The 24,401-nt window shown below is 70.4% G+C and carries 26 protein-coding genes; 10 read left to right on the forward strand and 16 right to left on the reverse strand.

From position 1 onward, the window contains the following. Positions 1-327: 327 nt before the first annotated feature. The 4 genes from ACZK39_RS09350 to ACZK39_RS09365 all read right to left on the reverse strand — a co-directional run bounded on the left by ACZK39_RS09350 (position 328) and on the right by ACZK39_RS09365 (position 4,251). On the reverse strand, positions 328-693 hold the full coding sequence (locus tag ACZK39_RS09350) for an SHOCT domain-containing protein (RefSeq protein WP_459055534.1): 366 nt from the start codon (positions 691-693) through the stop codon (positions 328-330). A 64-nt stretch (positions 694-757) separates the two neighbouring features. Further along, positions 758-1,966 carry a hypothetical protein gene (locus ACZK39_RS09355; protein WP_463613126.1) on the reverse strand — a complete coding sequence of 403 codons (1,209 nt, stop codon included), beginning with the start codon at positions 1,964-1,966 and terminating at the stop codon, positions 758-760. A 161-nt stretch (positions 1,967-2,127) separates the two neighbouring features. Then, complete coding sequence (locus ACZK39_RS09360) at positions 2,128-3,690, reverse strand: SLC13 family permease (RefSeq protein WP_463613127.1); 1,563 nt, start codon at positions 3,688-3,690, stop codon at positions 2,128-2,130. Between the two features lie 69 nt (positions 3,691-3,759). Further along, positions 3,760-4,251: a DUF1269 domain-containing protein gene (locus tag ACZK39_RS09365; RefSeq protein WP_459055537.1), complete on the reverse strand. Its 492-nt coding sequence runs from the start codon at positions 4,249-4,251 to the stop codon at positions 3,760-3,762. Between the two features lie 156 nt (positions 4,252-4,407). On the opposite strand from ACZK39_RS09365, the gene ACZK39_RS09370 reads away from it, so the two are divergent. The 3 genes from ACZK39_RS09370 to ACZK39_RS09380 all read left to right on the forward strand — a co-directional run bounded on the left by ACZK39_RS09370 (position 4,408) and on the right by ACZK39_RS09380 (position 7,876). Then, a complete protein-coding gene (locus tag ACZK39_RS09370) occupies positions 4,408-4,632 on the forward strand; it encodes a LapA family protein (protein WP_459055538.1) in 225 nt (74 codons plus the stop codon). Continuing rightward, entirely contained in the window at positions 4,602-5,108 is a 507-nt protein-coding gene (locus ACZK39_RS09375; RefSeq protein WP_463613128.1) for a DUF8691 family protein, read from the forward strand. Before ACZK39_RS09370 ends, ACZK39_RS09375 begins: the two co-directional genes overlap by 31 nt. An 80-nt stretch (positions 5,109-5,188) precedes the next feature. After that, positions 5,189-7,876: a winged helix-turn-helix domain-containing protein gene (locus ACZK39_RS09380; protein ID WP_463613129.1), complete on the forward strand. Its 2,688-nt coding sequence runs from the start codon at positions 5,189-5,191 to the stop codon at positions 7,874-7,876. 25 nt (positions 7,877-7,901) lie between these two features. Here the strand turns inward: ACZK39_RS09380 and glsA are convergent, their stop codons facing one another. From glsA to ACZK39_RS09395, 3 genes are read right to left on the reverse strand one after another with little or no spacing between them, the layout of a single operon-like run. Then, positions 7,902-8,942: a glutaminase A gene (gene glsA / locus ACZK39_RS09385; RefSeq protein WP_463613130.1), complete on the reverse strand. Its 1,041-nt coding sequence runs from the start codon at positions 8,940-8,942 to the stop codon at positions 7,902-7,904. A gap of 20 nt (positions 8,943-8,962) precedes the next feature. After that, complete coding sequence (locus ACZK39_RS09390; RefSeq protein WP_463613131.1) at positions 8,963-10,444, reverse strand: leucyl aminopeptidase family protein; 1,482 nt, start codon at positions 10,442-10,444, stop codon at positions 8,963-8,965. Between the two features lie 46 nt (positions 10,445-10,490). Then, positions 10,491-11,285, reverse strand: a complete 795-nt coding sequence (locus ACZK39_RS09395) for an META domain-containing protein (RefSeq protein ID WP_463613132.1) — start codon at positions 11,283-11,285, stop codon at positions 10,491-10,493. 164 nt (positions 11,286-11,449) lie between these two features. Here ACZK39_RS09395 and ACZK39_RS09400 point away from each other — a divergent pair, with 164 nt between their 5' ends. Continuing rightward, positions 11,450-11,959: a flavodoxin family protein gene (locus ACZK39_RS09400; protein WP_463613133.1), complete on the forward strand. Its 510-nt coding sequence runs from the start codon at positions 11,450-11,452 to the stop codon at positions 11,957-11,959. Between the two features lie 28 nt (positions 11,960-11,987). Beyond that, positions 11,988-12,497: a mycothiol transferase gene (locus tag ACZK39_RS09405; protein ID WP_463613134.1), complete on the forward strand. Its 510-nt coding sequence runs from the start codon at positions 11,988-11,990 to the stop codon at positions 12,495-12,497. Between the two features lie 125 nt (positions 12,498-12,622). Here ACZK39_RS09405 and ACZK39_RS09410 read toward each other — a convergent pair whose 3' ends face one another. Together ACZK39_RS09410 and ACZK39_RS09415 are read right to left on the reverse strand one after the other, a co-directional pair. Then, positions 12,623-13,342 carry a hemerythrin domain-containing protein gene (locus ACZK39_RS09410; protein WP_463613135.1) on the reverse strand — a complete coding sequence of 240 codons (720 nt, stop codon included), beginning with the start codon at positions 13,340-13,342 and terminating at the stop codon, positions 12,623-12,625. 249 nt (positions 13,343-13,591) lie between these two features. Beyond that, a complete protein-coding gene (locus ACZK39_RS09415; protein ID WP_182781244.1) occupies positions 13,592-13,960 on the reverse strand; it encodes a winged helix-turn-helix transcriptional regulator in 369 nt (122 codons plus the stop codon). A gap of 87 nt (positions 13,961-14,047) precedes the next feature. Here ACZK39_RS09415 and ACZK39_RS09420 point away from each other — a divergent pair, with 87 nt between their 5' ends. From ACZK39_RS09420 to ACZK39_RS09440, 5 genes are all read left to right on the forward strand, one after another. Beyond that, positions 14,048-14,449, forward strand: coding sequence for a nuclear transport factor 2 family protein (locus ACZK39_RS09420; protein WP_182800233.1), 402 nt, complete (start codon positions 14,048-14,050; stop codon positions 14,447-14,449). Between the two features lie 539 nt (positions 14,450-14,988). Then, positions 14,989-16,161: a serine/threonine-protein kinase gene (locus ACZK39_RS09425; RefSeq protein WP_463613136.1), complete on the forward strand. Its 1,173-nt coding sequence runs from the start codon at positions 14,989-14,991 to the stop codon at positions 16,159-16,161. A 23-nt stretch (positions 16,162-16,184) separates the two neighbouring features. Further along, positions 16,185-16,406: a hypothetical protein gene (locus ACZK39_RS09430; protein ID WP_463613137.1), complete on the forward strand. Its 222-nt coding sequence runs from the start codon at positions 16,185-16,187 to the stop codon at positions 16,404-16,406. Continuing rightward, a complete protein-coding gene (locus ACZK39_RS09435) occupies positions 16,388-18,073 on the forward strand; it encodes a hypothetical protein (protein ID WP_463613138.1) in 1,686 nt (561 codons plus the stop codon). Before ACZK39_RS09430 ends, ACZK39_RS09435 begins: the two co-directional genes overlap by 19 nt. Further along, positions 18,070-19,830, forward strand: coding sequence for a serine/threonine-protein kinase (locus ACZK39_RS09440; RefSeq protein WP_463613139.1), 1,761 nt, complete (start codon positions 18,070-18,072; stop codon positions 19,828-19,830). Before ACZK39_RS09435 ends, ACZK39_RS09440 begins: the two co-directional genes overlap by 4 nt. A gap of 74 nt (positions 19,831-19,904) precedes the next feature. Here the strand turns inward: ACZK39_RS09440 and ACZK39_RS09445 are convergent, their stop codons facing one another. The 7 genes from ACZK39_RS09445 to ACZK39_RS09475 all read right to left on the reverse strand — a co-directional run bounded on the left by ACZK39_RS09445 (position 19,905) and on the right by ACZK39_RS09475 (position 24,336). After that, positions 19,905-20,000, reverse strand: coding sequence for a type II toxin-antitoxin system VapC family toxin (locus ACZK39_RS09445; RefSeq protein ID WP_463613140.1), 96 nt, complete (start codon positions 19,998-20,000; stop codon positions 19,905-19,907). Next, positions 19,997-20,251: a type II toxin-antitoxin system VapB family antitoxin gene (locus ACZK39_RS09450; protein WP_463613141.1), complete on the reverse strand. Its 255-nt coding sequence runs from the start codon at positions 20,249-20,251 to the stop codon at positions 19,997-19,999. The genes ACZK39_RS09445 and ACZK39_RS09450 overlap by 4 nt, the downstream gene beginning before the upstream one ends. A gap of 220 nt (positions 20,252-20,471) precedes the next feature. After that, entirely contained in the window at positions 20,472-21,137 is a 666-nt protein-coding gene (locus ACZK39_RS09455; protein WP_463613142.1) for an SDR family NAD(P)-dependent oxidoreductase, read from the reverse strand. A 34-nt stretch (positions 21,138-21,171) separates the two neighbouring features. Continuing rightward, positions 21,172-21,291: an SDR family NAD(P)-dependent oxidoreductase gene (locus ACZK39_RS09460; protein ID WP_463613143.1), complete on the reverse strand. Its 120-nt coding sequence runs from the start codon at positions 21,289-21,291 to the stop codon at positions 21,172-21,174. 19 nt (positions 21,292-21,310) lie between these two features. Beyond that, positions 21,311-22,291: an ABC transporter ATP-binding protein gene (locus tag ACZK39_RS09465; RefSeq protein WP_463613144.1), complete on the reverse strand. Its 981-nt coding sequence runs from the start codon at positions 22,289-22,291 to the stop codon at positions 21,311-21,313. A gap of 9 nt (positions 22,292-22,300) precedes the next feature. Beyond that, entirely contained in the window at positions 22,301-23,323 is a 1,023-nt protein-coding gene (locus ACZK39_RS09470) for an ABC transporter ATP-binding protein (RefSeq protein WP_463613145.1), read from the reverse strand. Continuing rightward, positions 23,323-24,336 (reverse strand): ABC transporter permease, encoded by a 1,014-nt coding sequence (locus ACZK39_RS09475; RefSeq protein WP_463613146.1) that lies wholly within the window; start codon positions 24,334-24,336, stop codon positions 23,323-23,325. The genes ACZK39_RS09470 and ACZK39_RS09475 overlap by 1 nt, the downstream gene beginning before the upstream one ends. Positions 24,337-24,401 lie beyond the last annotated feature (65 nt).

A 24,401-nucleotide genomic window follows, 5' to 3' on the forward strand; every position in this document is an offset into this window, starting at 1 on the left:
CGCTTCGACGTCGCCAGGGGGTCCCGCTTCGAGCGTCCGACCAGCGCACCCAGGTTGCGCAACTCCTGCCGGGCTGGGGCTCGGCGCCTGCGTTAGCTCGCGCGGCCCGCGCTATAGCGCGGGCCGCCGAATCGAGGGCAGGCGCCTCGCGACGCAAGGCAGGCGCCGAGACGCGACGCAGGCGTCGGAACGCAACGCAGGCGCCAGAAACGCCGGCGACCCACCCGGGCCGTCAGGCCGGAGTGGGTCGCGGTGGTGCCGTCACCGTGCGCACGTAGGCAATCACCGATCAGTCATGTCCTGGCTGCGGCGCACCGGATCGGCAAGTCAGAGGCCGAGCAGCTTCGCCTTCGCCGCGGTGAACTCCTCAGCCGACAGCAGACCCTTCTCGTGCAGGGCTGCCAAGCGCTCGAGCTGGGCCAGCGGATCCGCAGGGGCCTCAGCCGCGACCGGGGCCGGGGCCGCCGGAGCCGGTGCGACAGCGGCCTGCTGCGCCGCGACCGCGCGAGCCGCCGCATCGTTGATCGCGGCCTCCTGGGCCTGGGCCCGGGCGAAGGCGAGTTCCTGCTCCTGGGCGGCGGCCGCCTGCTGCTTGGCCGCCACGTTTCCGGAGACCTTCGTGGCGGTGCCCGCGATGACGGCCGTGCGGGCCGCGGTGCCGAGGAGCCCGGGGCGCCTGTTGCGTCGAATCATGTCGTTCCTCCCTCTGTGCAGACGGTCACTCGGCGGCGCCGAGGCCCGGTGGTGCCGACCTGGGTCAGCTTCCGATGCGGGCCGCGATGAGCCCGGTGACGACCACGGATGTGATGGTGACTGTCGAGAAGCCGGCGATGATCATCTTGGGAAGGATCGCGCCCTCGATGGCCGCGACCTCCTCCGGGCTCTCGCCCGCGCCCTTGGCCGCTTCCTGGGACAGGATCATGGTGCCCGGGAAGCCGTACAGCGAGGTGAGGCCGATGGCGATCGACATGGGAATGGTGTAGCCGAGCAGCTTGCCCGCGATCCCGGCGAACAGCGCGATGCCGATCACGCCGAACAGGAAGGCGAGGAGCAGCGGAACCGCCAGCGCCGCGACGTCGGCCGGCTCCACAGTGGCCAGCGGGCCGAACACCAGGATCATGATCGACAGCATCATCAGGCCGTAGGCGTCGATGCCGTTGAGGATGCCGGGCTTGAAGATACCGAACGCACGCAGCGCGATGCCGAAGATCAGCGCCACCACGAACGTGTTGAGGATGCCGCTGGTGAGGTTGTTGATGAGGATCGACACCAGCACCACCGCACCCACCACGAGCAGCGTGCCGGGCGTGGTGCTGAGGAAGGAGGGCATCTTCGACGGGGCGGCCTCGGCCGTCGAGGCGGCCGCGGCCGGTGCCTCCAGCCGTCCGGCCCGGTATTCGCCCTTGAGGCGGGTGGCCTCCTGGCGCAGGATGATCGAGGTCAGTGGGAAACCGATCAGCCCCTGCAGTGCGGCGATCAGCACCGGGAAGATGGCCACCGAGGTGAGCCCGACGCCCAGCGCCGCCTCCTGGATGATGAGGACCGAGATGGTGCCGCCGCTGAGCGATCCGATACCGGCCACCACGTAGTCCATCGCCTGCGACACACCGTCATAGGCCCCCTGGCGCCGGCCACCACCGAAGACGAAGCCGGCGATCCACAGCAGGACGCCGATGCCGACAACCGTCGAAATGCCCACCACCAGCGTCTTCCACTGCCGCTTGAACTCGTCGATGCTGATCAGGGTGCCGAGGTGGACGATGATGAAGCCCACGACGACGCCGCCCAGGCCGAGCAGCGACGAGCTGGCCAGGAGGTCGTCGGGGAAGATGTCGGTGAGGAAGCCGACGAAGAAAATGATCGAGGCGACGAACAGGGAGGACAGCAGGGACTGCGTCTTCTTCGCCACCCAGTCGCTGACCGTCCACACCGCCATGACAATGGCGAAGGCGAGCACCGCGTTCATATGAGTCTTTCCTCCCGATGGGCACAGCTGAACACCGCAACACTTGCGCCAACCACCACCCTGGGCATCACCCGTAGCGGGTGGGTACACCGAGAAATCCGCCACCCGTGGATCGGCTCACGACTCCCTGCTACCACAGGTGGTCCTGCCGGTCCCGATCCTCAGAACGGCCAGAAGAACGGAACCAGGAAGATCCCCGCCAGGCCGTAGAGCAGCAGCAGCGGAAGACCCAGCTTCCAGTAGTCGCCGAACCGGTACCCCGCCGCCTCCATCACCATCAGGTTGGCGGGCGTTGCCACCGGGGTGAGCAGCGCGCCCGCGGCGAACACCGCGACCGACAGCAGCACGGGCACCGGGGACACGTCGAGTTGGACCGCCGCGGACAACCCGACGGGGATCACGATCAGCGCCGTGGCTGTGTTGCTGATCAGCTGCCCGAGGACGGCGGTGATGAGGAAGAGGCCGGCCAGCAGCGCGTACGGCCCGGCGTCACCCACCAGCGCCACCAGCCCCTCGGCGAGCGTCTGCGCCGCCCCGCTGGAGACCATGGCCGCCGACAGCGACATCATTCCGCCGACCAGGATCACGGTGGTCCATGAGATGCCCCGGTAGGCCTCGTCGACCTTGAGCACCCCCAGTGTGACCATCGCCATCGCCGCGACCACTCCGGCGACCGGGGCCGGCAGGAGGCCGGTCGCGAGCAGCAGCACCATGCCAGCCAGAACTCCGATGGCACGCTTGGCCCCCTCACCCAGGGGCACGGCCTGGCGGCGGACCACGTCCGGGCTGTCCACCGCGATGATGTTGGGGTCCAGGGCGGCGTTGTCCAGCGCAGCCCAGGAGCCCTGGAAGAGCAGTGTGTCGCCGGCTGTGAGGGTGAGCTCCTCACGGACGTCCTGCCCCTTGTGGTGCATGGCCGCGACCACCAGTTCGCCGCTCTCGGTGGTCATCCCCCGGTAGACCACGTCACCGATGAACGACGACCGGGGCGGGATGATGAACTCGGCGGCGCCGCGGCCGCGCTCCATGAGCGTGGCGTGCGAACCGTCGACGCCGTAGTGCGCCGCGAGCGTGTCCCCGTGGGCGCCGAAGTCCCTCAGTGCCCGGGCGGGGGTGCGCATCGGGATCAGCTTCGATCCGAAGAGGATCACCATGAGGATGGTGACCAGGACGAGCGGGACGCCGATGGCCGCGATGCTGAACAGCCCGACCCGCTCCCCCGTGACGGACTCCACGTAGTCAGCCACCAGGACCGTCACGGGCGACCCGGTGAGCATCAGCAGCGAGCCCGCGTGGGCGGAGAACGCGGTGGGGAGCAGCAGTTCCGACGGGGAGCGCTTCCCCCGGATGGCGATCACGACGACCACCGGTGTCAGTGCCGCGACCGCACCGTTGGGGCTGATCAGCGCGGTCAGCACCGCGACGACGAGCATGACCGTCACCATGAGGCGGGTCTGGCTGTCCCCGCCGTGTTTCATGGCGAAGTCCCCCACCCACGCGGTGACCCCCGTCTTGTCCAGCGCCTCGCTGACCACGAACAGGGCGGCGATGAACAGGACGGTGGGATCTCCGAATCCGGCGGTGGCCTCCCCCAGCTCAAGCACGCCGGACGCCCACAATGTGAGCGGGACGAGCAGCGCCACCACCGCGACGGGGAGGCGGTCCAGGATGAACAGGACCACCGTCGCCCCGAGGACGACGAGGGTGATCACGCTTTCGGTCAAGGGAGGCTCCGGGTTCCTGGAGTGACGGTGGAGGACGGCCCGCGCTGAGTTCAGGCGGGCCGCCCGGGATCAGGCCTCGGTGCCGGAGAGTTCCTCGGCCAGGGCCTTTTCGTCCTCATCCGACAGGGAGGTCTTGAGGACCGTGCCGCCGAACTCAGCCATGGCGGCGGAGAACTTGTCTTCGGTGATCTTGGAGGCCATGACGACCAGCGCCGCCTTGCCGGGGGTGAGGAGCCCGTCGACGCGTTCGCGCAGGCTGCGGTTCACGCCCGCCTTGCTGGCCGCGCCGGCGAGGGCACCCCAGGCGCCGCCGATGAGCAGGCCGAGCCCGGGGACGAGGAACAGCAGGCCGATGATCATGCCCCACATGGCACCGCCGGTGGCGGACACGCCGACGATGGACCCGGGGGTGTCGATGTGTTTCTTGCCGTCCTCGTCGACCCGCACGACGGCGAGGCCGGAGAGGTTGACGACGAAGTCGCGTTGCAGGCCGATGACGGCGTCCTGCGCCTTCGTCGCGGTGGCGTGGTCGTCGTAGCCGATGATGATGAGTTCAGACATGGCGCACTCCTCAGGAAGCTCGTGTCCGCGCACGACGCACGGATCACTCAGCCAACCCTCCTTCGCCACCCCCCGCCGGGCATCACCCTCCACGGGTAATCCGCGCCGGGCCGTCTCGCGGGAGGATGGCTGAACCGCGTCAGAGAGGTCACCGATATGAGCAGCACCGACAAGCCCTCCGCCGGACTCCTCCGCTCTCCACGAACCTGGGTGGGCATTGCCCTGGCGATCGTCGCCGTGGCGTTCATCCTGCAGAACCGGCAGAGCGTCGCCATCGACCTGCTGATGCTCACCGTCACCGCGCCCATGTATCTGGCGCTCAGCTCGATGTTCCTCGCAGGGCTCGTCACATGCTGGCTCATCACACGCCGGCGGCGGTGACCGGCGCCCGCCCGCTGGAGCTCAGGATCCAGGCGGAGGGTGAGATCGACGACGCGCTCGCCGTGGAGCTCGGCGGGTTGACGATGGAGCGCGTCCCAGGCGGGGCGGTCCTGACCGGCACCGTCGTGGATGCGGCCGAGTTCTGGGGCGTCCTGCATCGGCTCCACCGCGCGGGGGTGAAACTGCGATCGGTCGAGCGGCTGGGGCCGGGCGGGTCCTCGCACAGGCAGACCCCCGTCTTCACCCGCGAGGCCGGGTGCCCGTCCGGAGGCGGCGGAGGCGTGGAGGTCCGCATCGAGGTGGAGGGGCACGCCGCCGGTGTGATGTCGGTGGTGCTGGCCGATGCGGACGTGTACCAGACCCCGCCGTCGACCACCCTGGTGATGCGGGTCGCGGGCGACGACGTGCTGTTCTCGGTCCTGGACCTGTTGGAGGATCTGGCCCTGGACCTGCGCGGCATCCACGTGGCCGGCTGAGGCGCGCCGCCTCGATCGCTGCTGCACCCCTGGGTCGCCTAGGATGCCGTTCAGGGCCCAGAGACAGGAACGAGGCCAGGGTGGCAGCTCGCCAGCAAATTCGGTCGTTCAACGAATCCAGATTCCGCGTCCCGGTCCGATCAGACCGGTTCATCCGCCGCGCCCGCGTCGTGGATCTGCTCAATGCGAGCCTCGCCTACCCCGTCATTCTCGTCACCGGCCCGGCGGGGACCGGCAAGACCTTGGCGGTGGCGGACTGGACCCTTCAGGGCCACCTGCCCGGCCCCGTCGCGTGGCTCTCCCTCGATTCCGGAGACGCCGCCGCGTCACGATTCTGGGCGTCGGTCCTGTCGGCACTCAAGGCGGCCGTTCCGGCTGCCCTCCACGGGCTGGAGATCCCGGACGCGCCGGATGCGGACTTCCTGCACAGCGTCGCGGAGAAAGCCGGCGGGGGCCTGGTGCTCGTCCTGGACGACGTCCAGGAGCTCGACGGCGGCACCACTCTCGATTGGCTCGACCGGGTCCTCCGCTGGCCTCCCGAGGGTGTCCGGTTCGTCCTGGTCTCCCGGCACGACCCCCCGGTGGCGCTGCAGCGGCTGAGGCTCGAGGGGAAGCTGGGCGAGCTGCGCTTCGCCGATCTGGCCTTCACTGCCGCCGAATCCCAGGAGTTGATGGCAGAATCCGGCGTGGAGCTGTCGTCGGCGGCGCTGGACCGGCTGATGGAGACCACCAGCGGCTGGGCGGCGGCGCTCCGGCTGGCGGCGCTGACGCTGCGGATCGCGGACGAGCCGTCTCGCGCGATCGAACGCTTTGGCGGCCTCACCTTCCTGGTGTCCGAGTACCTGTGGGACGAGGTCTTCACCCTGCTCCCGGAGCGCTACGGGGAGTTCCTGCTGCGCACCTCGGTGTCCGGGCGGCTGTGCGCGGCGCTGGCCGCGGCGCTGACCGGGGAGCCGGGGGCCGACGAGATGTTGCGGGCTCTGGCTCGGGAGCAGCTCCTCGCGCACGAGGTGGAGGGCACGGGCTGGTATCGCACCCATTCCCTGCTCAACGAGGTCCTCCGTGCGCGGCTGAAGTCCACCCGGCCCGAGCTGGAGCAGGACCTGCAGCGGAAGGCGGCCCTCTGGTTCGAGGCGAACGACGCTTGGATCGAGGCGCTGGACCACGCCACTGCCTCCGGCGACTGGGACTTCGCCGGCCAGATTGCGATGAGGTCCGGCGCGGTGGCACTCTTCGGCACGGACCGCCATGCCTTCGGCGACGTGATGGCGCGTGTGCCGTCGGCGGCCACGGTGGACTACCCCGAGCTTGCCGTGGCCCACGCCGTCGCGGCCTATTCCCGCAGCGACCGGGGCGCCGCCGACGCCCTCGTGGCGCGTGCCGTGGACCAGCTGGGCACGCTGCCCGAGCCTCGACGGGCGCTGGCCACTCTCACCCTGCAGACCATCAAGGCCGCGCGGGCCCATCGGCAGGGCGACGCGCTCGCCATGCGCCGCGCGGCCAACCAGGCGCACGACCTGCTGTCGGGCGTGTCCGCGGCGGAGGCCCCTGGATGGTCGGCCCACCGAGGATTCACGCTTGCCCTGCACGGGGTGGCGGAGCTGTGGGCCGGTCGGCCGGACGACGCGTGCCACCTCCTCGAGTCCTCCATCGAGGCGTATCCATCGTCCGGTTTCACGGCGTATGGGGAGGTCTACTACCGCGGGATGCTTGCGCTGGCACAGGCCGGGAGCGGCCGGTTGGCCGTGGCGCGCCCCTCGGCGGAGAGCGCGCTCGCGGTGGCGCGCAGCCAGGGACGTTCGCACTCCTATGAGAGCCAATGGGCCTGGTTGGCCCTCTCCATCACGCTCATGTACGCCGGCGACGGCGACGCGGCGCGCGACGCTCGCCAGCAGTGCGCCGCGGCGGCCGGCGCCGAGATCAACCCCTTCGTCGCGGGCACCCTCCTGGTTCTGAAGGCGCGGCAGGCGCTGGTGTCCGGGGACCTGGGCGGCGCCCGCCGGGGGGTGGCGGCGGCCGACGCGGCGGTGGCGAAGCGGCCGGGCATGTTGACGATCGTGGCCCTTCTCACCTCGCTGCGGGTCGACCTCGCCTTGGCTGAGCGTGACACCGAGAAGGCCAGGGCCGCCCTGGCCGAATACGACGCCGGGCCCCTGGGTCGCGATGGCGGCGCTCTCCCCAGGCCGGACGCGGTGTCGAACTGCCGCGCCAGATTCCTGCTGGCCACCGGCCAGCCCCAGGGCGTGCGGTCCTCGGTCGAGCATCTGCTGCAGGTGGTCGGCGCGGAGGCCGTGCAGGCGTGGCTCTCGGTGGCGGTGGCCGAGGACCGGCTCCGCCGCGACTCGCTGGCCATCGACGCCATGGGCCGGGCCCTGGATCTGGCCGTGTCCGAGGGAGCGGAACTGTTCGTCCTGCGTCAGTCCAAGTCGCTCGCCTCGGCGCTGCGCCGTCATCGGGAGGTGGTGGGCACTCACCGCGACCTTGTGGACCGGGCCCTCGCCGCCGCCGGTGTGCCCACCGCCCCGGCCGCGTCAGCGCCCCTCGCCCCGCTGACGGAGCGGGAGCAGGCCGTCCTGTCCTACCTGCCGACGATGGGGTCCAACTCAGAGATCGCCGCCGCGCTGAGCATCTCCGAGAACACGGTCAAGCAGCACCTGAAGTCCATCTTCCGGAAGCTGTCTGTGAGCAGCCGTCGCGAGGCCGTCCGGATCGCGCGAACTACGGGGCTGCTCGACGGCGTGGCGGGTGGCGGATCAAACCAGTTCTAGAGGTGGGTGGCTGCGCCCTGGGACTTCAGTCCGCGGCGGTCGCCCTGGCTCTGCGGGGTTCCCTTGTCACCTGGATCTGGGCCGTCGACTGCAGCAGGTCCAGCCCGAGCCGTCGGGCCAGGTGCCTTGCCACGAGTTGCCCCCTGACGCTGTTGCCTGCGTCGTCGAGCGGTGGGCTGAACGTGGCCAGGCCGCCCTTGCCGGGGGAGATGGTGACGATGCCGCCGCCGATTCCGCTCTTGCCGGGCAGACCCACCTCGTAGAGCCAGTCCCCCGAGGTCTCGTACAGCCCCGCCGTCAGCATCACCGCCAGCACGGGATGGCAGAGGTCCTCGTCGAGCACGCGTTCGCCCGTGACGGGGTTGACGCCGCCGTCGGCCAGCGTGGCGCCCATGGTGGCGAGGTCGCGGGCGGTGACCTCCACGCAACTCTGGCGCGTGTACAGATCCAGGGCCAGCTCCGGCTCGGCGCCCAGCGCGCCCCGGCTGTGCAGCAGGTTGACGGCCGCCCGGTTGACGTGGTTGGTGGCCGACGCGGAGGCGTAGGTGTCCTCGTCGACGGCGAGGTCACGGCCGGCGAAGGCCGAGAGTCCCCGGAGGATGGTGTCCCACTTGTCCTCGCCCCTGCCAGGGATGAGGCTGGTGGTGGCGATGGCGCCGGGGTTGACCATGGGATTGGTGCGCCCGTCCGGCACCCGCTCCACAGCCGAGGCGGAGTTGAACGGCAGTCCGGTGGCGTTGACCCCGACGAGACGACGGGCCTCGTCCGCGCCGAGGGCCTGGCAGAGGAGGGCGAAGACGAACGGCTTGGCCACGCTCATGATGGTGAACGGATGGTCCGCGTCCCCTGCGGTGAAGACGGCGCCGTTGACGCCCACCACGCACACGCCGAACAGGGCGGGGTCTGCTCCGGCGAGCGCCGGGTACACCTGCGACGGTTCGCCCTCCGCGGTGAAGCGGTACAGCTCGTGCGCCTCGGCCACGAGGGCCGAGACGATGGACGCACCCGGGAGGCTCCCCGTCGAGACATGGGAGGGACTGAGGGCAGCCTCCCGGGTGCGGGTCATGGGGTAGGGCCGGCCCGGTCTCAGGCCTTGAAGTTGAGCGCGAAGTCGATGAGGAGGCGGGTGCCGAACCCCGTGGTGCCCTTGTTGCGCCACTTGTCCGCCGACCACGACTGCGCGGTGCCGGCGATGTCGATGTGCACCCACGGCTTGCCGTCGACGAACTCCTCCAGGAAGAGGGCTGCGGTGATGGTGCCGGCATTGGCGCCGCCCATGTTGCGGAGGTCCGCGAGCTCCGAGTTCAGCTCGGGACGGTACCGGTGCGCCAGGGGAAGCTCCCACACGGGCTCGTCGACGCGCTCGGCCGCGGCCTTCACCTGGTCCATCAGGTCCTCGTTGTTGCCGAGCACGGCCGCGATCTCGGTGCCGAGCGTGCGCATCGCGGCGCCGGTGAGGGTGGCGATGTCGACGATGGCGTCGACGGGTTCCTCCGTGGCCAGCACCAGGGCGTCACCCATCACCATGCGGCCCTCGGCGTCGGTGTTGATCACCTCGACGGTCTTGCCGCCGCGCATGACGACGATGTCGCCCAGGCGGAGCGCGGAGCCCGACGGCATGTTGTCGGTGCACATGAGGTAGCCGGTGACCTGGGCGGTGCAGCCGAGGTCCTTGAGCACGGTCATGGCGGCGAGGATGGCGCCCGCGCCGCCCATGTCGTTCTTCATCACGGCATGCACCTCGTCGCCGGGCTTCAGCGCCAGGCCGCCCGCGTCGTACATGATGCCCTTGCCCACCAGGGCCAGCTTGCCGGTGGGCTCGCCCTGGGGGCGGTAGACCAGTTTGACCATGGCCGGCGGCTCGACGCTGCCGAGGTTGATGCCCAGCAGCCCGCCGCAGCCGAGCTCCACCAGCTCCTCCTCGCCGAAGACCTGGACCTCGAGGCCGGCGTCGGGACCCATCTCGAGGGCGAGTTCGCCGAGGTTGGTGGCCGTGAGCATGCCACCCGGGGTGCCCGTGAGATCGCGGGCGAGCTTGGTGGCCTTCACCAGCAGCAGTCCGCGCTCCACGGCAGCCTCGGCCTCAGGCACGTAGCCCTCGTCACACACCAGCGCGAGAGCCGTAAGCTTCGCGTCCGGCCCGTCCTGGCCGATGCGGTAGACGTAGCGCGCCAGCGCCGAACCCTCGACTGCGGCGATCACCGTGTCCGTGACGCCCGCCGGGGACTCGGGCAGCACGACGGCCAGCCGCTCCTGCTTGGGCACAGCGCGCGCGAAGTGCGACACCACGTTGCGCAGGGTGGTGGCGTCCGCCTTGTCGCGGTCACCGCCGCCAACGAGCACCGTGAGCGGCCCCTCCGCGCCTACGAGGACCAGCGTCTTGCCCACCGCGGCGTCGAAACCGAGGGAGGAGGCGCGCTCGGCGGTGATGCCGCTCGCCGACGGAGGCTGCTCGCCCGCGAAGACGATGTGGGCGACGGCGTCAATGCCGTCAGGCAGTTCGCCGACGGTGACGGTCAGCTCACGGATGGGCAGGGAGAACGGGGGGTACGGCGCTGCGTGGGTCATGGTCAGTCCTTCGGTGTCGCGGATGGGTGGCGGTGTAAGCGCGCCGTCAGGCGCGGGTGAACTGGACTGCGATGGCGTCGTCGGCGGTGCGCATCTCGAGCGTGTCGCCCTCGACGCTGAACGTGGCGGCGCTCTCCAGGGCGGCGACGATGGCGGCCTCCTGATCCATCAGGCCCACCGGCGCCTCGCACGCCATCTGGGTGGTGGCGATGGTGCCGAACGAGATGGTGCCGTCGCCGGCGGTGTAGGAGCCGAGGAGGCGGTTACAGCCCCCCGTGCCGGAAATGGTGCCGTCATCGGCGAAGGCGAGGTCCGCCTCCGTGCCCTCGAGGAGGCTGACCGCCGCGGAGCCGTCGTTGTAGGAGGTGATGGTCCAGGTGGTGTCCGCCAGATCCTGGGACTGGGCGGTGAAGGTGGCCAGCTCGGCCCCGGCCTCGTCGCTGAGGGTGAGCGAGTCGTCGGCGACCGCGAACTCCCGGGCATCGACCAGGGCCGCGAAGAACGCCGACTCCTGCTCCATCACCGCCTCGTCGCAGGCCATCATCGTGGAGGGCAGCGCGTCACCGACGGTGAGGGCCGAGCCGTCGATCTCGTAGGTGCCCGCGAAGCGGTTGCAGCCGCCGGAACCGAAGAGGGCTCCGTCGTCGGCGAAGTGAACGGTGACAGTGGAGCCCTCCGCGGGCGCCTCCCCGCCGAGGGTGCTCAGGAGCCACGTGGTGCCGACGATGCTGCCGGCCACATCCTCGCTCGCGGGTGCGTCCTGGGGTGTTGCGGAGGGGGCGCATGCGGCCAGCAGCAGTGTGACCCCCACCAGCGCCGTCGCCCACACTGTCTTCGCCATCGAGTAACTCCTTCGTGTCGGTCCGGCCATCCTCCCCGCGAGGGGAAGTCTGGACATCACCCACGTTGGGTAGTACTCGGCCGTGTTGTTGCCTGGCGCCGCCGGCCACCGCGGCGGGGGGGGTCGCGGCGGGCGTAGGCTGAGGGAGACCGGAAGGACGGGCGATGAAGGCCGTTGTTGTCTACGAATCATTGTGGGGAAACACCGCCGCCGTGGCGCGGGCCGTGGCCGAGGGGATCGGGGCGGGTGCCGTCGCGCTGCCCACCAAGGATGCCGGGGCGGAGGCCGTGGCCGGCGCAGACTTGATTGTCGCGGGCGGGCCGGTGTTCGCGTTCCACCTCTCCTCGGAGCGCACCCGCAACGACATCCGGGAGCATCCCGAGCCGGGCTCCCCCGCCCCGGACCTGAGTGGACCGTCGATCCGCGCGTGGATGGACGCCCTGCCGGCCGGCTCCGCGGGGTTCGCCTCCTTCGACACCGAGGTCCGCGGCCCCTTCGGCAAGGGGGCCCCGACGATCGCGAAGGAGCTCGAGGCGAAGGGCTACCGGCGCGTCGCGAAGCCCGAGGGGTTCATCGTGCAGGGCAAGTACGGGCCGCTGAAGGACGGGGAGCTGGACCGCGCCCGACGGTGGGGCGAGACCTTGCGCGGCGCGGTCGCGGGCTCCGCCGGCTGACGGGCGCTCCGCACGACAGAATGGGCGCATGAACGCCATCGACATCCTGCTCGACGCCGCCTCCCGTCCCCGCGACGCTCTCAGCGCGCTTCACCTCGCTGACGAGACGCTCAACGCGCACCCCGGTGGGCACGCCAACTCGGTGGCCTGGCTGCTCTGGCACACCGGGCGCGAGATCGACCTGCAGCTGGCCCACCTCACCGGCCTCGATGAGGTGTGGACCCGAGACGGTTTCCGCGACCGCTTCGCCCTCGGCGCGCTGGGCGACGGGGTGGGCTACGGCCACAGCGAGGAGGAGGCCCGCGCCGTCGTGGTGGTGGATCCGCAGCTGCTGGTCGACTACGGGCTGGCCACGGTCGACGCGCTCACCGACTACATCCACGCGCTCAGTGAGCCGGACCTCGACGACGTCGTCGACCGCCACTGGAATCCCCCTGTGACGCGCGGGGTCCGGCTGGTCAGCATCATCGACGACGCCGCCCAGCACATCGCGCAGGCCGCCTACGTCTGCGGGATGCCCCGGGCGTCTGCCGACTGAGCAGGTCGCCGTCGCTCTGGCGCGGAGGCAGCGACGAGCAACGGCTAAATGTCAGGCTGAGTATCGAGTACGACACTCAGCCTGACACTTAGCTGATCGGACGGACCTGCTGCCGAGGCAGGACGTCAGGTCTGCGGGACGGGGCGGCCCGGGAACAGCTCCTGGAACTGGCGCTCGAACTGGCGCCTCCCCACGAGCCGGTACATGAACCTGATCGGCATCGGCAGCTCGTCGAACATCTGGCGCGACTCTCCGGGCGAGGCGGCCAGCATCATGCCCAGCTGCACGAGCAGCCGCGACTTGGGGATGGCGTCCATCGAATGGTCGCCCATCTTCTTCCACTCCTCGGCCGTGATCACCTTCTCGGCCACCGGCACCACCTCGACGACCTCGCGGCGCAGGTGGACCTTGAGCACCTCCAGAAGCTCCTCGTACGCGGTGGCGAGTTCGTCACCCAACTTCGGATCAGCGCTCGCCCGCCACGCCGTGAGAAGCGGCGCCACCTTGGCCAGCAGCCGCGACACCTCCGCGTGATGAGCCCGCATCTGCCCCACGTGCAGCGCGCAGCCCGGCGCACGCTGCTCGAGGCGGTCCCACAGGAGCTCGTCCTCGGACTCGTGGTGAGTGTGCAGGGTGGCGTCGATCTCCGCGATGTAGTGGCCCACGAACTCGGAGCGTCGCGAGTCCCACGCGGCGGTGGAGCGGATCAGCGCCGGGGCGTCGGTGTACCCGTACAGGAACGCGTTGTGCACCACGCGCATGTCGGCGGTCCCGTTGCAGAGCTGTGGCCCGTCGGGAATCGGCGGGGCCGTCTCGCCCGGGGCTGCGCTGTAGAAGTCGGTCATGGTTCCCCCTTCGTCCCTGGGGCGACGGCGCCCCTCGGGCCATTGTGCGAACGACGGCGCGGGCGGGCAACGGCTGCTCCGATCGCGGCCCCCGCACGCGCGACGGTTGATCGGGCGGAGGGTGCGCCGGGCTACAAAAGAGCCTGTTCGTCAGTCCTCGACCTGGGTCCGTGGATGTCGCGGAGTCGGGTCCCGAACTGGGAGGCGGACGACCACCGAAACCGTTTCCGCCGATTCGGGTGGAAGGGCTCAAGCCTTCTGGTCGTAAGCGTCTCTGGCTGCTTCAACCTCCGCGATGTGCGTCTCGGCCCACAGGCCCAGAGCGGCGAGGGGGTCCCGCAGGGTTTGCCCGAGAGTGGTGAGCTCGTATTCGACTCGCGGGGGCATCTGATCGTAGGCGGTTCTGGAGACGATCCCGTCGCGCTCAAGGTCTCGCAGCGTGTCGGCCAGGACCTTCCCGCTGATTCCGTCCACGGCCCGCCGAATCTCCCCGAAACGCAGGCGACCGTCGCTGAGGGCGATCACGGTCATCGCGGTCCATTTGTTCGCGATGCGCGCCAACGAGGTGCGCGACGGGCACGTTGCGACCATCACATTCCACTGAGGCGGCTGGTCCATCGTCATCCACTCCTGACGGTTACGTTGAGGTAACAGGTTACCAATCGTTACCTTGATCTCATGCACCCCCGAGACAAGGATCATCCGATGAACAACAATGCTCCAGCCGCCGTCGCCGCCGCCTACTTCGAGGCACTGGGAAGAGGTGACGTGCCCACGGCGATGGGCCTGATGAGCCCGCAGGTGGTGTGGCACCAGCCGGGGGCGAACCAGTTCTCAGGCGACCACACCGGCATCGACGGTGTGGGGTCCCTGCTGGGCGGGATGATGGACGTGAGCGCCGGCAGTTTCCAGCTTGTCGTGACCGGGCCCGCGATGGCGAACGGCGAACTCGTTGCGGTTCCGGTCCGCTTCAGCGGGACACGCGCCGACACGTCGATGGACATGGCCGGGGTGGACCTCCTGACCATCCGGGACGGACAGATCATCGCTGTGCATCTGTTCTCCGAAGACGGTGCCAACGAGGACGCGTTCTGGGGGCGCCGCTGAGCTTCACCCCGCTGCGATTGACCGATATCCGCGACCACGCGATCCAAGCACCGGTCGTCGCAGCGGTGGGCGCCGTCCGGGTTCAGCCGATCTCGTGCACCGCACCTGGAACCAGGTCCGGTACTCCACCGGCGTGCGGTAGAGGGCCGCGGGGTCGAACGTGAGCTCGTCTCCGTCGGAGAGGGCGAACTGGTGGGACGACCACCGCTGCAGGCCGTCGCGAATCGAGTCGTCGTCGTTGGCCGACGCCTGCGCTCCGTCCCGACGCCTGCCCTCCGTCCCGACGCCTGTCCTCCGTCCCGACGCCTGTACTACAGTGCTGGCGCCCCGGAGGCGCCTGTGTCGCGTTCAGCCGCCCGCGCTGTAGCTCAGGCGGCCAGAGCTAACGCAGGCGCCTCCCGCGCAGCGGGCACCGGCCGCGCTCCATCGCGCCCCGGGTCGGACACCCGTCGCGGCCCGGTGTTCCCGCGAGGGGCGCTGGCCCACGGCGGTACCATCGAGGCGGAGACCGCACTTCCAGACCACCCAGGGGGGCCGACATGACGGAGCACGCCGGCTTCGTCGTCGCGGACCGCTACGAGCTGACCGACGAGGTGCCCAAGCGGGGCGGCATGGCCCACGTATACACGGGCGCGGACCGCCAGCAGGGCGACATGGTCGCGGTGAAGTTCCCCACCGGCGCCATGAGCGTCGACGGCGCCTTCAGGGCCAGGCTCCACCGGGAGCGGGCACTCCTCTCACGCATCGAGCATCCCAACGTCGTGCGGGTCCGCGACGCCGGAACCGGCCCCGCGCCGTGGGCCGGCCCCCACGAGGACCACCCCTACATCGTCATGGACCACGTCCGGGGCGAGACGCTCCAGGAGAAGCTGAAGGTCACCCGACGATTCACCGCGGAGGCGGTGGTGGACATCACCCTCCAGGTGCTGGCCGGCCTGCAGGCGATGCACGCGGACCCGCAGGTGATCCTCCACCGCGACATCAAACCCAGCAACGTGATGATCGACGGCGACGGCCGGGTGACCATCATCGACCTCGGCATCGCCAAGTCCTCCTCCGATGCGCCGGTTACGCTCACCGGCCTCCAGCCGGGCAGCCCGCAGTACGCCTCGCCGGAGCAACTCCTGGGCCAGCCGTTGGATCCACGCTCGGACATCTACTCGGTGGGCTGCCTGATGTACAAGATGCTCACCGGGTCGCTGCCGTTCGGGGCGCTGGAGGCGTCCACCGGGGCGCGCCCCGCCGTCGTCCCGCCCAGCGTGCGGGCGGACGATCCCAGCCTGGAGCTCCTCGACGGCGTGGTGTTGAAGGCGCTGCAGCCCCAGCGCGAGGACCGCTTCGCCACCGCCGACGACATGGCGGCGGCGGTCTCGACGGCGAGGGCCGCGCGGGAGGAGATCACGATCGTCGACGGCGGCGCCACCACCCCCGCAATGCGCGGCGACACCCGCATCGACCCGGCGCGCGTGGAAGCCGCCCGCGCCCCGGCCGGCATCCCGGCGGCTCACCTCGTCGTAGCGGAGCAGTCCAAGCGCGCCCTCCGCTCCAGCGTGCACCGGCCCCAGGCCGCCTACGACGAGGTGGTCAGGGCGGCGGTGACGGCCACGGTGAAGGAGCGGGTCACCCGCGCGCTCCTCATCGGGGTGGCCATCGGGGTGGGCGCCGCGATCCTGCTGGCGATGATGGGAGTTCTGGCGGTGCTCGGGAAGTGATAGAGCGGCTGACCGCATTCGTCATGGGACTGGTCACCCCCTTCGAACTCACCCGCGACGAGCTCGGCGCGCTCACGGGGCGGACGGGTCGGCGCTCGGACCCGGTGACGGTGCGCCTGTCCACCTACCTCGACGACGTGGACCGGCAGCTGCAGCGGATCTCGACCCTGGTCACCGTCCTCAGCGCGGTCGCCACCTTCGTGGTCCTGCTGATCGCCTTCTGGCTGTGGGGGACGGTGCGCTGATGGGGCGGGCATGCCTGCTGTGCAGCGCCGAGGAGGGCGACTGGCTGGTGCTGGAGGTCAGCAGCAGACCCGACGGCGGCTCCTACCGGCTGCGCCACCGCGACATCGCGCTCGGCACGATGCTTCCCCGCGACGCGGTCACCGACAGGTGGGAGATCTGCCGCTACGGCCACATGCGCCGGGTGACGGCGGCCCAGGCGCCGGTCCCGAACATCGTCATGCGCCTCATCAAGGCCATCATCGGGACCACCACCCGCGACCAGCCGAGCCCCGACGCCACCGATGACCCCACCGTCGTGCAGATCCTGGGCTCGACGGGCGGGGGCAAGTCCCAGCTCGTCCGCGGGCTGTGGCAGGAGGTACTGCCACCGTCGCACCTGGGGGCGCCCGAGATCGCGCCCGGGCAGGAGCGTCAGGTGCGGCGCGTGCTGACCCCGGAGATGGGGCAGCGGTTCACCACCGGGAGCATCGAACCGACGGCAGATTACCGCGAGACGGCACGGCAACGGCTCACCGCGTACCTGGGCGCGGTCAGCGACGATGTCGCGGCCGCGGACAAGCTGGAGCACGTCCTCCGGCAGGCGCTGCTGCTGGAGAACCCGGACCCCGCCAGCATCGAGTACCGGGCCCGCATCTGGGGCAGCACGAGAGCGCCGTACCTGTTCCGCAGCACGAATGGGGGACGGCAGGTCACCACCGCGCTGGTGGATCTCCCCGGCGAGATCATCGACCGGTTGACCGACCTGGGCGACGGCGGGGTGAAACTGGGCCGCAGCGAGAGAGCTCAGCTCAACTACTCGCACCACTTCCTCGGCGTCCTCGACTCGCTGTCGCTGTCGTCGGTGTACCACCAGCTGACCGACCCCGAGCGGTTGGCGTCGTCGAGGGTGCGGGGCGGCGAGCCGGGTCGTGTGTTCGCCTCCACCCGCCAACAGGCCCACGAGTTGCTGCACTCGGTGTTGTTGATGAGCGACGGCGAGCTCACGGCCATGGGCCACGCGAAGCTGTCCATCGCGGTGTCGAAGTGTGACGCCATCCACAGCGCGCTGGCCAGGCAGCCCGTCGCCCCCGGTGAGCCGGATGCGCTGAGACGGTGGGCGTGGGCGTTCCGCCGCCCCGAGTCGGCCAGGGAGTTTCAGGGGGCGGCCGCGGATGCGGTCCTGGCGGCGGTCAACCACTACGACCCGGAGTTCATGACGGCGTCCGCGCGCCAGCTGCTGGGGGGAGTCCTCAAGGAGGGCGACCGGTACGAGCGCGCGCGGGTGGCCAACGAGGTGGCGCTGGCCGTGCTGGGCCACTTCGGGGATCCGTCGAACTTCTGGGGCCTGGTGGCCACGGACGCCTTCGCGCCGCTGCGCGTCGGCGGACTGGAGGTGGCCGTCGAGACCTCCGAGCGGTACTGGTTCGCCGGGGCCGACGGGTCCGTCCTCCAGGCCCGCGACGTCGTCGCCGCCGTGCTCGCCTCTGCCCTGCTCGGCGCCGACTTCGGCAGGAACCTGGTCTCGACGCTGAACGGCACCGCGGCGATCCGCTTCGTCCTGACCTGCACCCGTGAGTTCGTCACGCCGGATGGCCGGGTCCGCCAGGTCGGCGACCCCGACGCGGTGATCCCGTCCAACGCGGGCCTGCTGCATCTGATGACCGTGCTGTTCCAGGAGCCCGGATGACGACCCAGGCCTGGCTCGTCTCCACCCGCTCGGACCGCGGGGGCGGCTTCCGCCCGGACCCGGAGCGCAGCTCCCCGTCCCTCCCGCCGCAGGTCGCGGCCGAGTTCGCGGCGCTCGAACCGCTGTACCCGCAGCTCGCCGTCGCCGGCTCCCCTGACGCGCAGGGCATCGCCGTGACCACCTACCGTTACTCGCCGCGGGTGGGCTCGTGGATCGTCGTCGTCCAGGGGTCGGGGGGGCAGTACGGGCCCGCCGGCACCGTCCAACTCGCCGCCCTGTCCGACGGCGCCACCCTGATGGAGTGCCTGACCGGATCGCTGCCGGTGGTGCGGCGCGATGGTTGGCTCATGCCCGGCCCGTCTGTGCGCCCGCGCACCACCCTCAAGGCGCCGGGCCCGGAGCTGGAACGCGCCCTGGCAGGCATGCTGTCGCTGGACTCGTCGCGCCGGGTACTTCTGCTGCCGGGCGCTCAGGGCGAGGTGGATCAGCTCCTGGGGTGGCTGTGCCGGATCCTGCCCGAGGGCGTGGCGCAGGGATACACCTGGTCCACCTCGCTGGCCGCCTCGCGCATCGAGGCCGGCGAGACCGTGATCTCAGGCGAGTGGCCGGGGGTCCTGCGGGATCGGCACCGCGACATTTTCCGCGGCTTCTCGGCGCGCGCGCCTCACGACGACGGGGCCCGGCCGGACGTCGAGCCGCTGCCCGCAGGGGTGGCCTGGGCGCTCGGCGAAGCTGCAGAGCGGCGGTATCCCGGCCGGAGGTCGCGGGCGGGGAGTTGGACGGAGTGGTTGGAGGAGCTGGAGGCGCAGCGGCCGCTGTCGTTGAGTGAGGCGCTGCAGCTGCTCCATGGGCCGATCGTCGGACCTCAGGCGCGCCGGTGGGCCGACAGGGACCTGTCCAGGCGGCTGCTGTCGGGTGACGTGGATCAGCTCGAGCGCCTGCTGAGCCACCCGTCGACGGTGGTGTCGCGGGGGGCGGTCGACTCGCTGGAGCTGCCCGGAGTCTGGGGCCAGCTGGTGCGGATCGAGCGGAGGCGGGCCCGGCGGGGCCAGGCCCCGATGCTGCCGCCTGGCTTGCTGGAGACCGACGCGCTGCTGCTGCTCGCCGAGGATGTCACCACAGGCTGGGACGTGTCGGCGCTCCGGGAGGCGCGGCCATGGCTGGACGGCCTCGGGCTCACGGCCGAGTCCGCGCCCGGCCTGGTGGTGCTGACCGCGGCCGAGCAGGCGAAGGCGCTGCAACGCGACACCCGACGCATCCGCAGGCTTCTCAGCAACCGGCACGCCGGGCAGTTGGGGGTTGAGTACCTCGCGGAGATGGTCGAGCACGATCCTGACCTCCTGGCGCCGATGGCCGTCGAGATGGCGCGCCCGGGTTCTGGTGCCGAGGATGATCTGGCCTCCCTGCTGGCGAGGTTCCCGCAGGCGGTCGCGGGCGGCCGGGCGGCCCCGACGTTTCTGCGGGAGTGCTCCCGGCACCTGACTCCTGCCATGAACCCGGAGGACGCCCGGGGAGTGCGGTGGGGGATCGCCGAGGCGATGGCGGCGGCCAACGCCGGGCACCGGTCCGGACGGGCCGTGGTCGACGACGCAATCGACGCCGCCATCCTCCGCTTCGCTGTGGGTGACCCGCGCGGTGGTGACGACGCGGAGGCCGCGGACCGCCTCGGCCGGGGGCTCGTGTGGCTCGTGCTGGGCGTGGTCGCGGTCATGGCCGTGGCGCTGATCGTGGTCTTGGTACTGACGCTGGTGCTGTAGGCCCTGGCCCTGGAGGCGAAGCGACGACCCATCCTCTCCGCTGCCCCACGCTGGGGCACCGTGATGGTGAGGAGTCACCCGGCTGCGGCGATGTCCGTCTGCGCGAAGTCCCGCTCCGCTTCTGGCTCACCGATGATGATCGCCATCAGGGCAGAGGTGTCGACGATCATGTCGGCAGGCCGTTGTCGTCGTAGCCGAGGATCTCGTCAGCTGGACGGGCATCGAGTAGTCGGCGAGCGCGCGCCCGCTGGATGTAGCGGCCGAGGTTGGGTCGGCGCCCGTGCCGCCGCCGCTCCCGCTCCAGGCGTTCGAGCCGCTCCTCCATCGCCACCCGAACGGCGACGGTGATGCTCTCGCCCGTCGCCGCCGCCAGCCGCCTGGCGAGGTCGTCTGTGAGCGGATCCTTGATGTTGAGTGCCATGTTTTCCATCATGTGAGGAAGAAATCGACCACGCCAGGAAGAAAGAGCCGGCCTTCGCCCCGAGCCTCCGAACGCGGGGGGTGGGTTTGAGCCGATGGATGGGTTCGCGGAGCGGCCTCCGCTCAGTCCACGCGGGGCCCCTTCGTCGAACCCATCCATCGGCTCAACGCACTGGGCGGCGGGGGCCGGGGAGGTCGATCACACGAACCCGGTGGACCGCTCACACGAGCAAGGCCGAGCGGTCCCACAGCTCCCGGGCCAGGTCCGCGTCCCGCGCCTGCGGGTTGACCTTCCCCGCGACCTTCCTGGACTCGTAGTACGCACCCGGCTGGAACGTGGTGCCGGGCTGGCCTTGCGCGAAGCAGACGAGTTGGTCCGCGCCCTTCTCGTTGGTGATGGTGAACACCTTCTTGAACGGTCCGTGGTAGAAGAACCGCATGGCCTGGGTGCTGTCCGCCCCGAAGTTGCTGCCCACCACCCCGGGATGGAACGCCACCGCCGCGACACCCTCGTCCCCGTGGCGGCGCTGCAACTCGGTGGTGAAGAGGATGTTGGCCAGCTTCCCGTTGCCGTAGGCCCTCGTCGGGGAGTAGCCGCGGGTGAGCTGCAGGTCCTCGATGTCCAGGCGGCCGAACCCGCGCGCGGCCGCGCTGGAGGTCTGGATGACGGTGGCCTTCCCCGCCAGCAGGGCGGGCATCAGCAGCGTGGTCAGCAGGAACGGGGCCAGGTGGTTGACCTGGAACGTCGTCTCATGACCGTCGACGGTGAGCGTCCGCTCCCCCATGATGCCGCCGGCGTTGTTGGCCAGGACGTCGATGCGCGGGTACGCGGCCAGCAGCGCTGCCGCAAGGGCGCGGACCTGGGACAGGTCCGCGAAGTCCGCCACGTGGAACGGAGCGCCGAGCTCGGCCGCGACAGCCTCAGTCTTCGCCGGTGAACGCCCCCACGACGACGACGGTGTGGCCGGCGCGGCTGAGCTCCCGCGCGGCGGCGGCCCCGATCCCGTCGCTGGCCCCGGTGATGACGATGGTCTTCTGCATGGTGCCCATTGTGTCGCGGTTACACCACCACGCGGACCGCCGGGTAGTGGCAGGCCACCAGGTGGCCGGGCTCCACCTCGGTCTGGACCGGCACCTCGGCGGCGCACCGCTCGGTGGCGATCGGACAGCGGGTCCGGAACACACAGCCCGACGGCGGGTTCTGCGGGCTCGGCAGGTCGCCCGTGAGCAGGATCCGGTCCCGACCTCGCCGCGGCTCCGGAACCGGGACGGCGGAGAGAAGCGCCTGCGTGTACGGGTGCATCGGCCGCTCGTAGAGGGTGTCGCGGTCCGCCACCTCCATCATCTTCCCCAGATACATCACCAGTACCCGGTCGGAGATGTGGCGCACCACGGACAGGTCGTGGGCGATGAAGAGGTAGGCCAGGTTCCGCTCCGCCTGCAGGTCCTCCAGCAGGTTGATCACCTGCGCCTGGATGGACACGTCCAGCGCCGAGACCGGCTCGTCGCACACGATCAGCTTGGGCTTGAGCGCGATCGCTCGGGCCACGCCGATGCGTTGGCGCTGGCCCCCCGAGAACTCGTGCGGGTAGCGGTTGTAGTGCTCAGGGTTCAGCCCGACGCGCTCCATCAGCTCCTGGACGGTGCGCTTCACCCCGCCGGGCGGCTTGATGCCCTGGATCTGGAACGGCGCCGCGACGATCGCGCCGATCGGGTGCCGCGGGTTGAGCGAGCCGTACGGGTCCTGGAAAACCATCTGCACCTCGCGACGCAGCCGACGCAACTCCTCGCCCTTGACCCTGGTGACGTCGCGGCCCTCGAACTCGATGGTCCCCGCCGTCGGCTCGAGCAGCCGGAGGATGGTGCGCCCCGCCGTCGACTTGCCGCAGCCGGACTCCCCCACCACGCCGAGCGTCTCGCCGGAGTCCAGGGTGAGGCTGAGCCCGTCGACGGCCTTGACCGGGGCGCCGGGAGTGCGGATGAGCTTCTGGGTGTGGGTAGGGAAGTGCTTCTTCAGATCGGTGACGTTCAACAGGCTCATCGGACTCTCCTACAGCCTCGGGACGATCTGCTCGGCGAACAGCTCCGCGCGCTTCGCCACGGGGATGTGGCACCGCGAATCGTGCTTGGGGTAGGACTCGAGGAGCTCGGGGACCACCGCGTCGCACGCCACGTCCGCGTACTCGCGGAAGGTGCAGCGCGGATGGAAGGCGCAGCCGGGCGGGATGTTGATCAGCGACGGCGGGTTGCCGTCGATCGGCATCAGGCGCTCGGCTTTGAGCCGGTCCAGGCGGGGCATGGAGGTCAGCAGCCCCCAGGTGTAGGGGTGGTCGGGTTGGTGGAAGGCGTCGTCGACCTCCGCGTACTCCACGCCCTTGCCGCCGTACATCACCATCACGTCGTCGGCGATCTCGGCCACCACGCCCAGGTCGTGGGTGATCATGATGATGGCCGAGCCGAACTCGGCCTGCAGGCCGCGCATGAGGTCCAGGATCTGGGCTTGGACCGTCACGTCGAGCGCGGTGGTGGGCTCGTCGGCGATCAGCAGCTCGGGGTTGTTGATCAGCGCCATGGCGATCATGGCCCGCTGGCGCATGCCGCCGGAGAACTCGTGGGGGTGCTGGTCCACGCGCTTGTCGGGATTCGGGATGCCCACGCGCGCGAGCATCTCGATGACGGTGGTGCGGGCGGCCTTCTTCGAGACGTTCTCGTGCACCCGGATGGCTTCGGTGAGCTGCTGTCCGACGGTGTAGTAGGGGTGCATCGCCGAGAGCGGGTCCTGGAAGATCATGGCGAGCTTGCGTCCGCGGAGGCGGCGGAGCTCCTCGTCGGAGATCGTGAGCAGGTCCTGCCCGTCGAGCAGGATCTCGCCGCTGACCTGGGCCCGTGAGCCGCGGTGCAGGCCCATGATCGCCAGCGACGTCACCGACTTGCCGGAGCCCGATTCCCCGACGATGCCGAGTGTGGTGCCCTTGTGGAGGGTGAAGGTGAGGCCGTCGACGGCCTTGACCACGCCGTCGTCCGTGGGGAAGCTGACCTTGAGGTCGTTGACGCGGAGGAAGGGCTCGCTCATCAGGCCACCTTCACTCTCGGGTCGATGAATCCGTAGGCGATGTCGACCACCATGTTCGCGATGACGATGAAGGAGGCGACGATCATCACCATCGCCACGATGGTGGGCAGGTCCATGTTGGTGACGGAGCGGACGGCGAGGAAGCCGAGCCCGTGCATGGAGAAGACGCTCTCGGTGATGATGGCGCCGCCGAGGAGGCCGCCGAGGTCCAGGCCGGCCGCCGTGACGATGGGGGTGGTGGCGGCGCGGAGGCCGTGCCTGAACACGACCCGCCGCCTGGTCACGCCCTTGGCGTGGGCGGTGCGGATGTAGTCCTCGCTGAGCGTCTCGATCATGTAGGCGCGGGTCAGCCGGACGTAGCTGGCGGCGAAGAAGAACGCCAGGGTGATCCACGGCAGGATCAGGTTGTGCGCCCACGCGAGGGGGTTCTCGAAGAACGGCACGTAGTTGGGGATGGGCACCCAGCCCCACTTGATGGCCGGGAAGGTCAGCAGGATCAGGCCGACGAAGAAGGTGGGCAGCGAGAATCCGACGAGGGCGGCGCCGACGATGGTGCGGTCGGGCCATCGTCCCTTGTTGAGCGCGGCGATGATGCCCCCGCCCACGCCGATGAACATCCAGAGCGAGAAGGCCCCGACGGCGATGGACAGCGAGACCGGCCAGGCCTCGCCCACCATCTCGTTGATGGTGCGGTGCTGGCTGGGCGAGTACCCCAGGCACGGGGCGCCACAGTGGACGACCTGCTCCGGGTTGGACTCGCGGAGCTCCGCGTTGTCCGGGAAGTCGCGGCCGACGAACAGGCCGGCGACGAACTTGCCGTACTGGACGGTGACCGGCTGGTCGTAGCCGAGGGCCTTGCGGTTGCCCTCGAGGATGGTGGGGGTGCAGTTCTTGCCGCAGGTGTACTGGGCTGGGTCGATCGGTGAGGCGTAGAAGAGGACGAAGGTGGTCGCGGTGATCACGAAGAGCATCGCCACGACGGCGATCAGCCGCCTGAGGATGTAGTAGAACATGCCAGCTCCTAGCTGTTCCGCGTGGGTGGGGGTGCGCCCGTGGACGCACCCCCACCTCTTGCTCT

The sequence above is a fragment of the Tessaracoccus luoxuelianae genome (assembly GCF_055326245.1).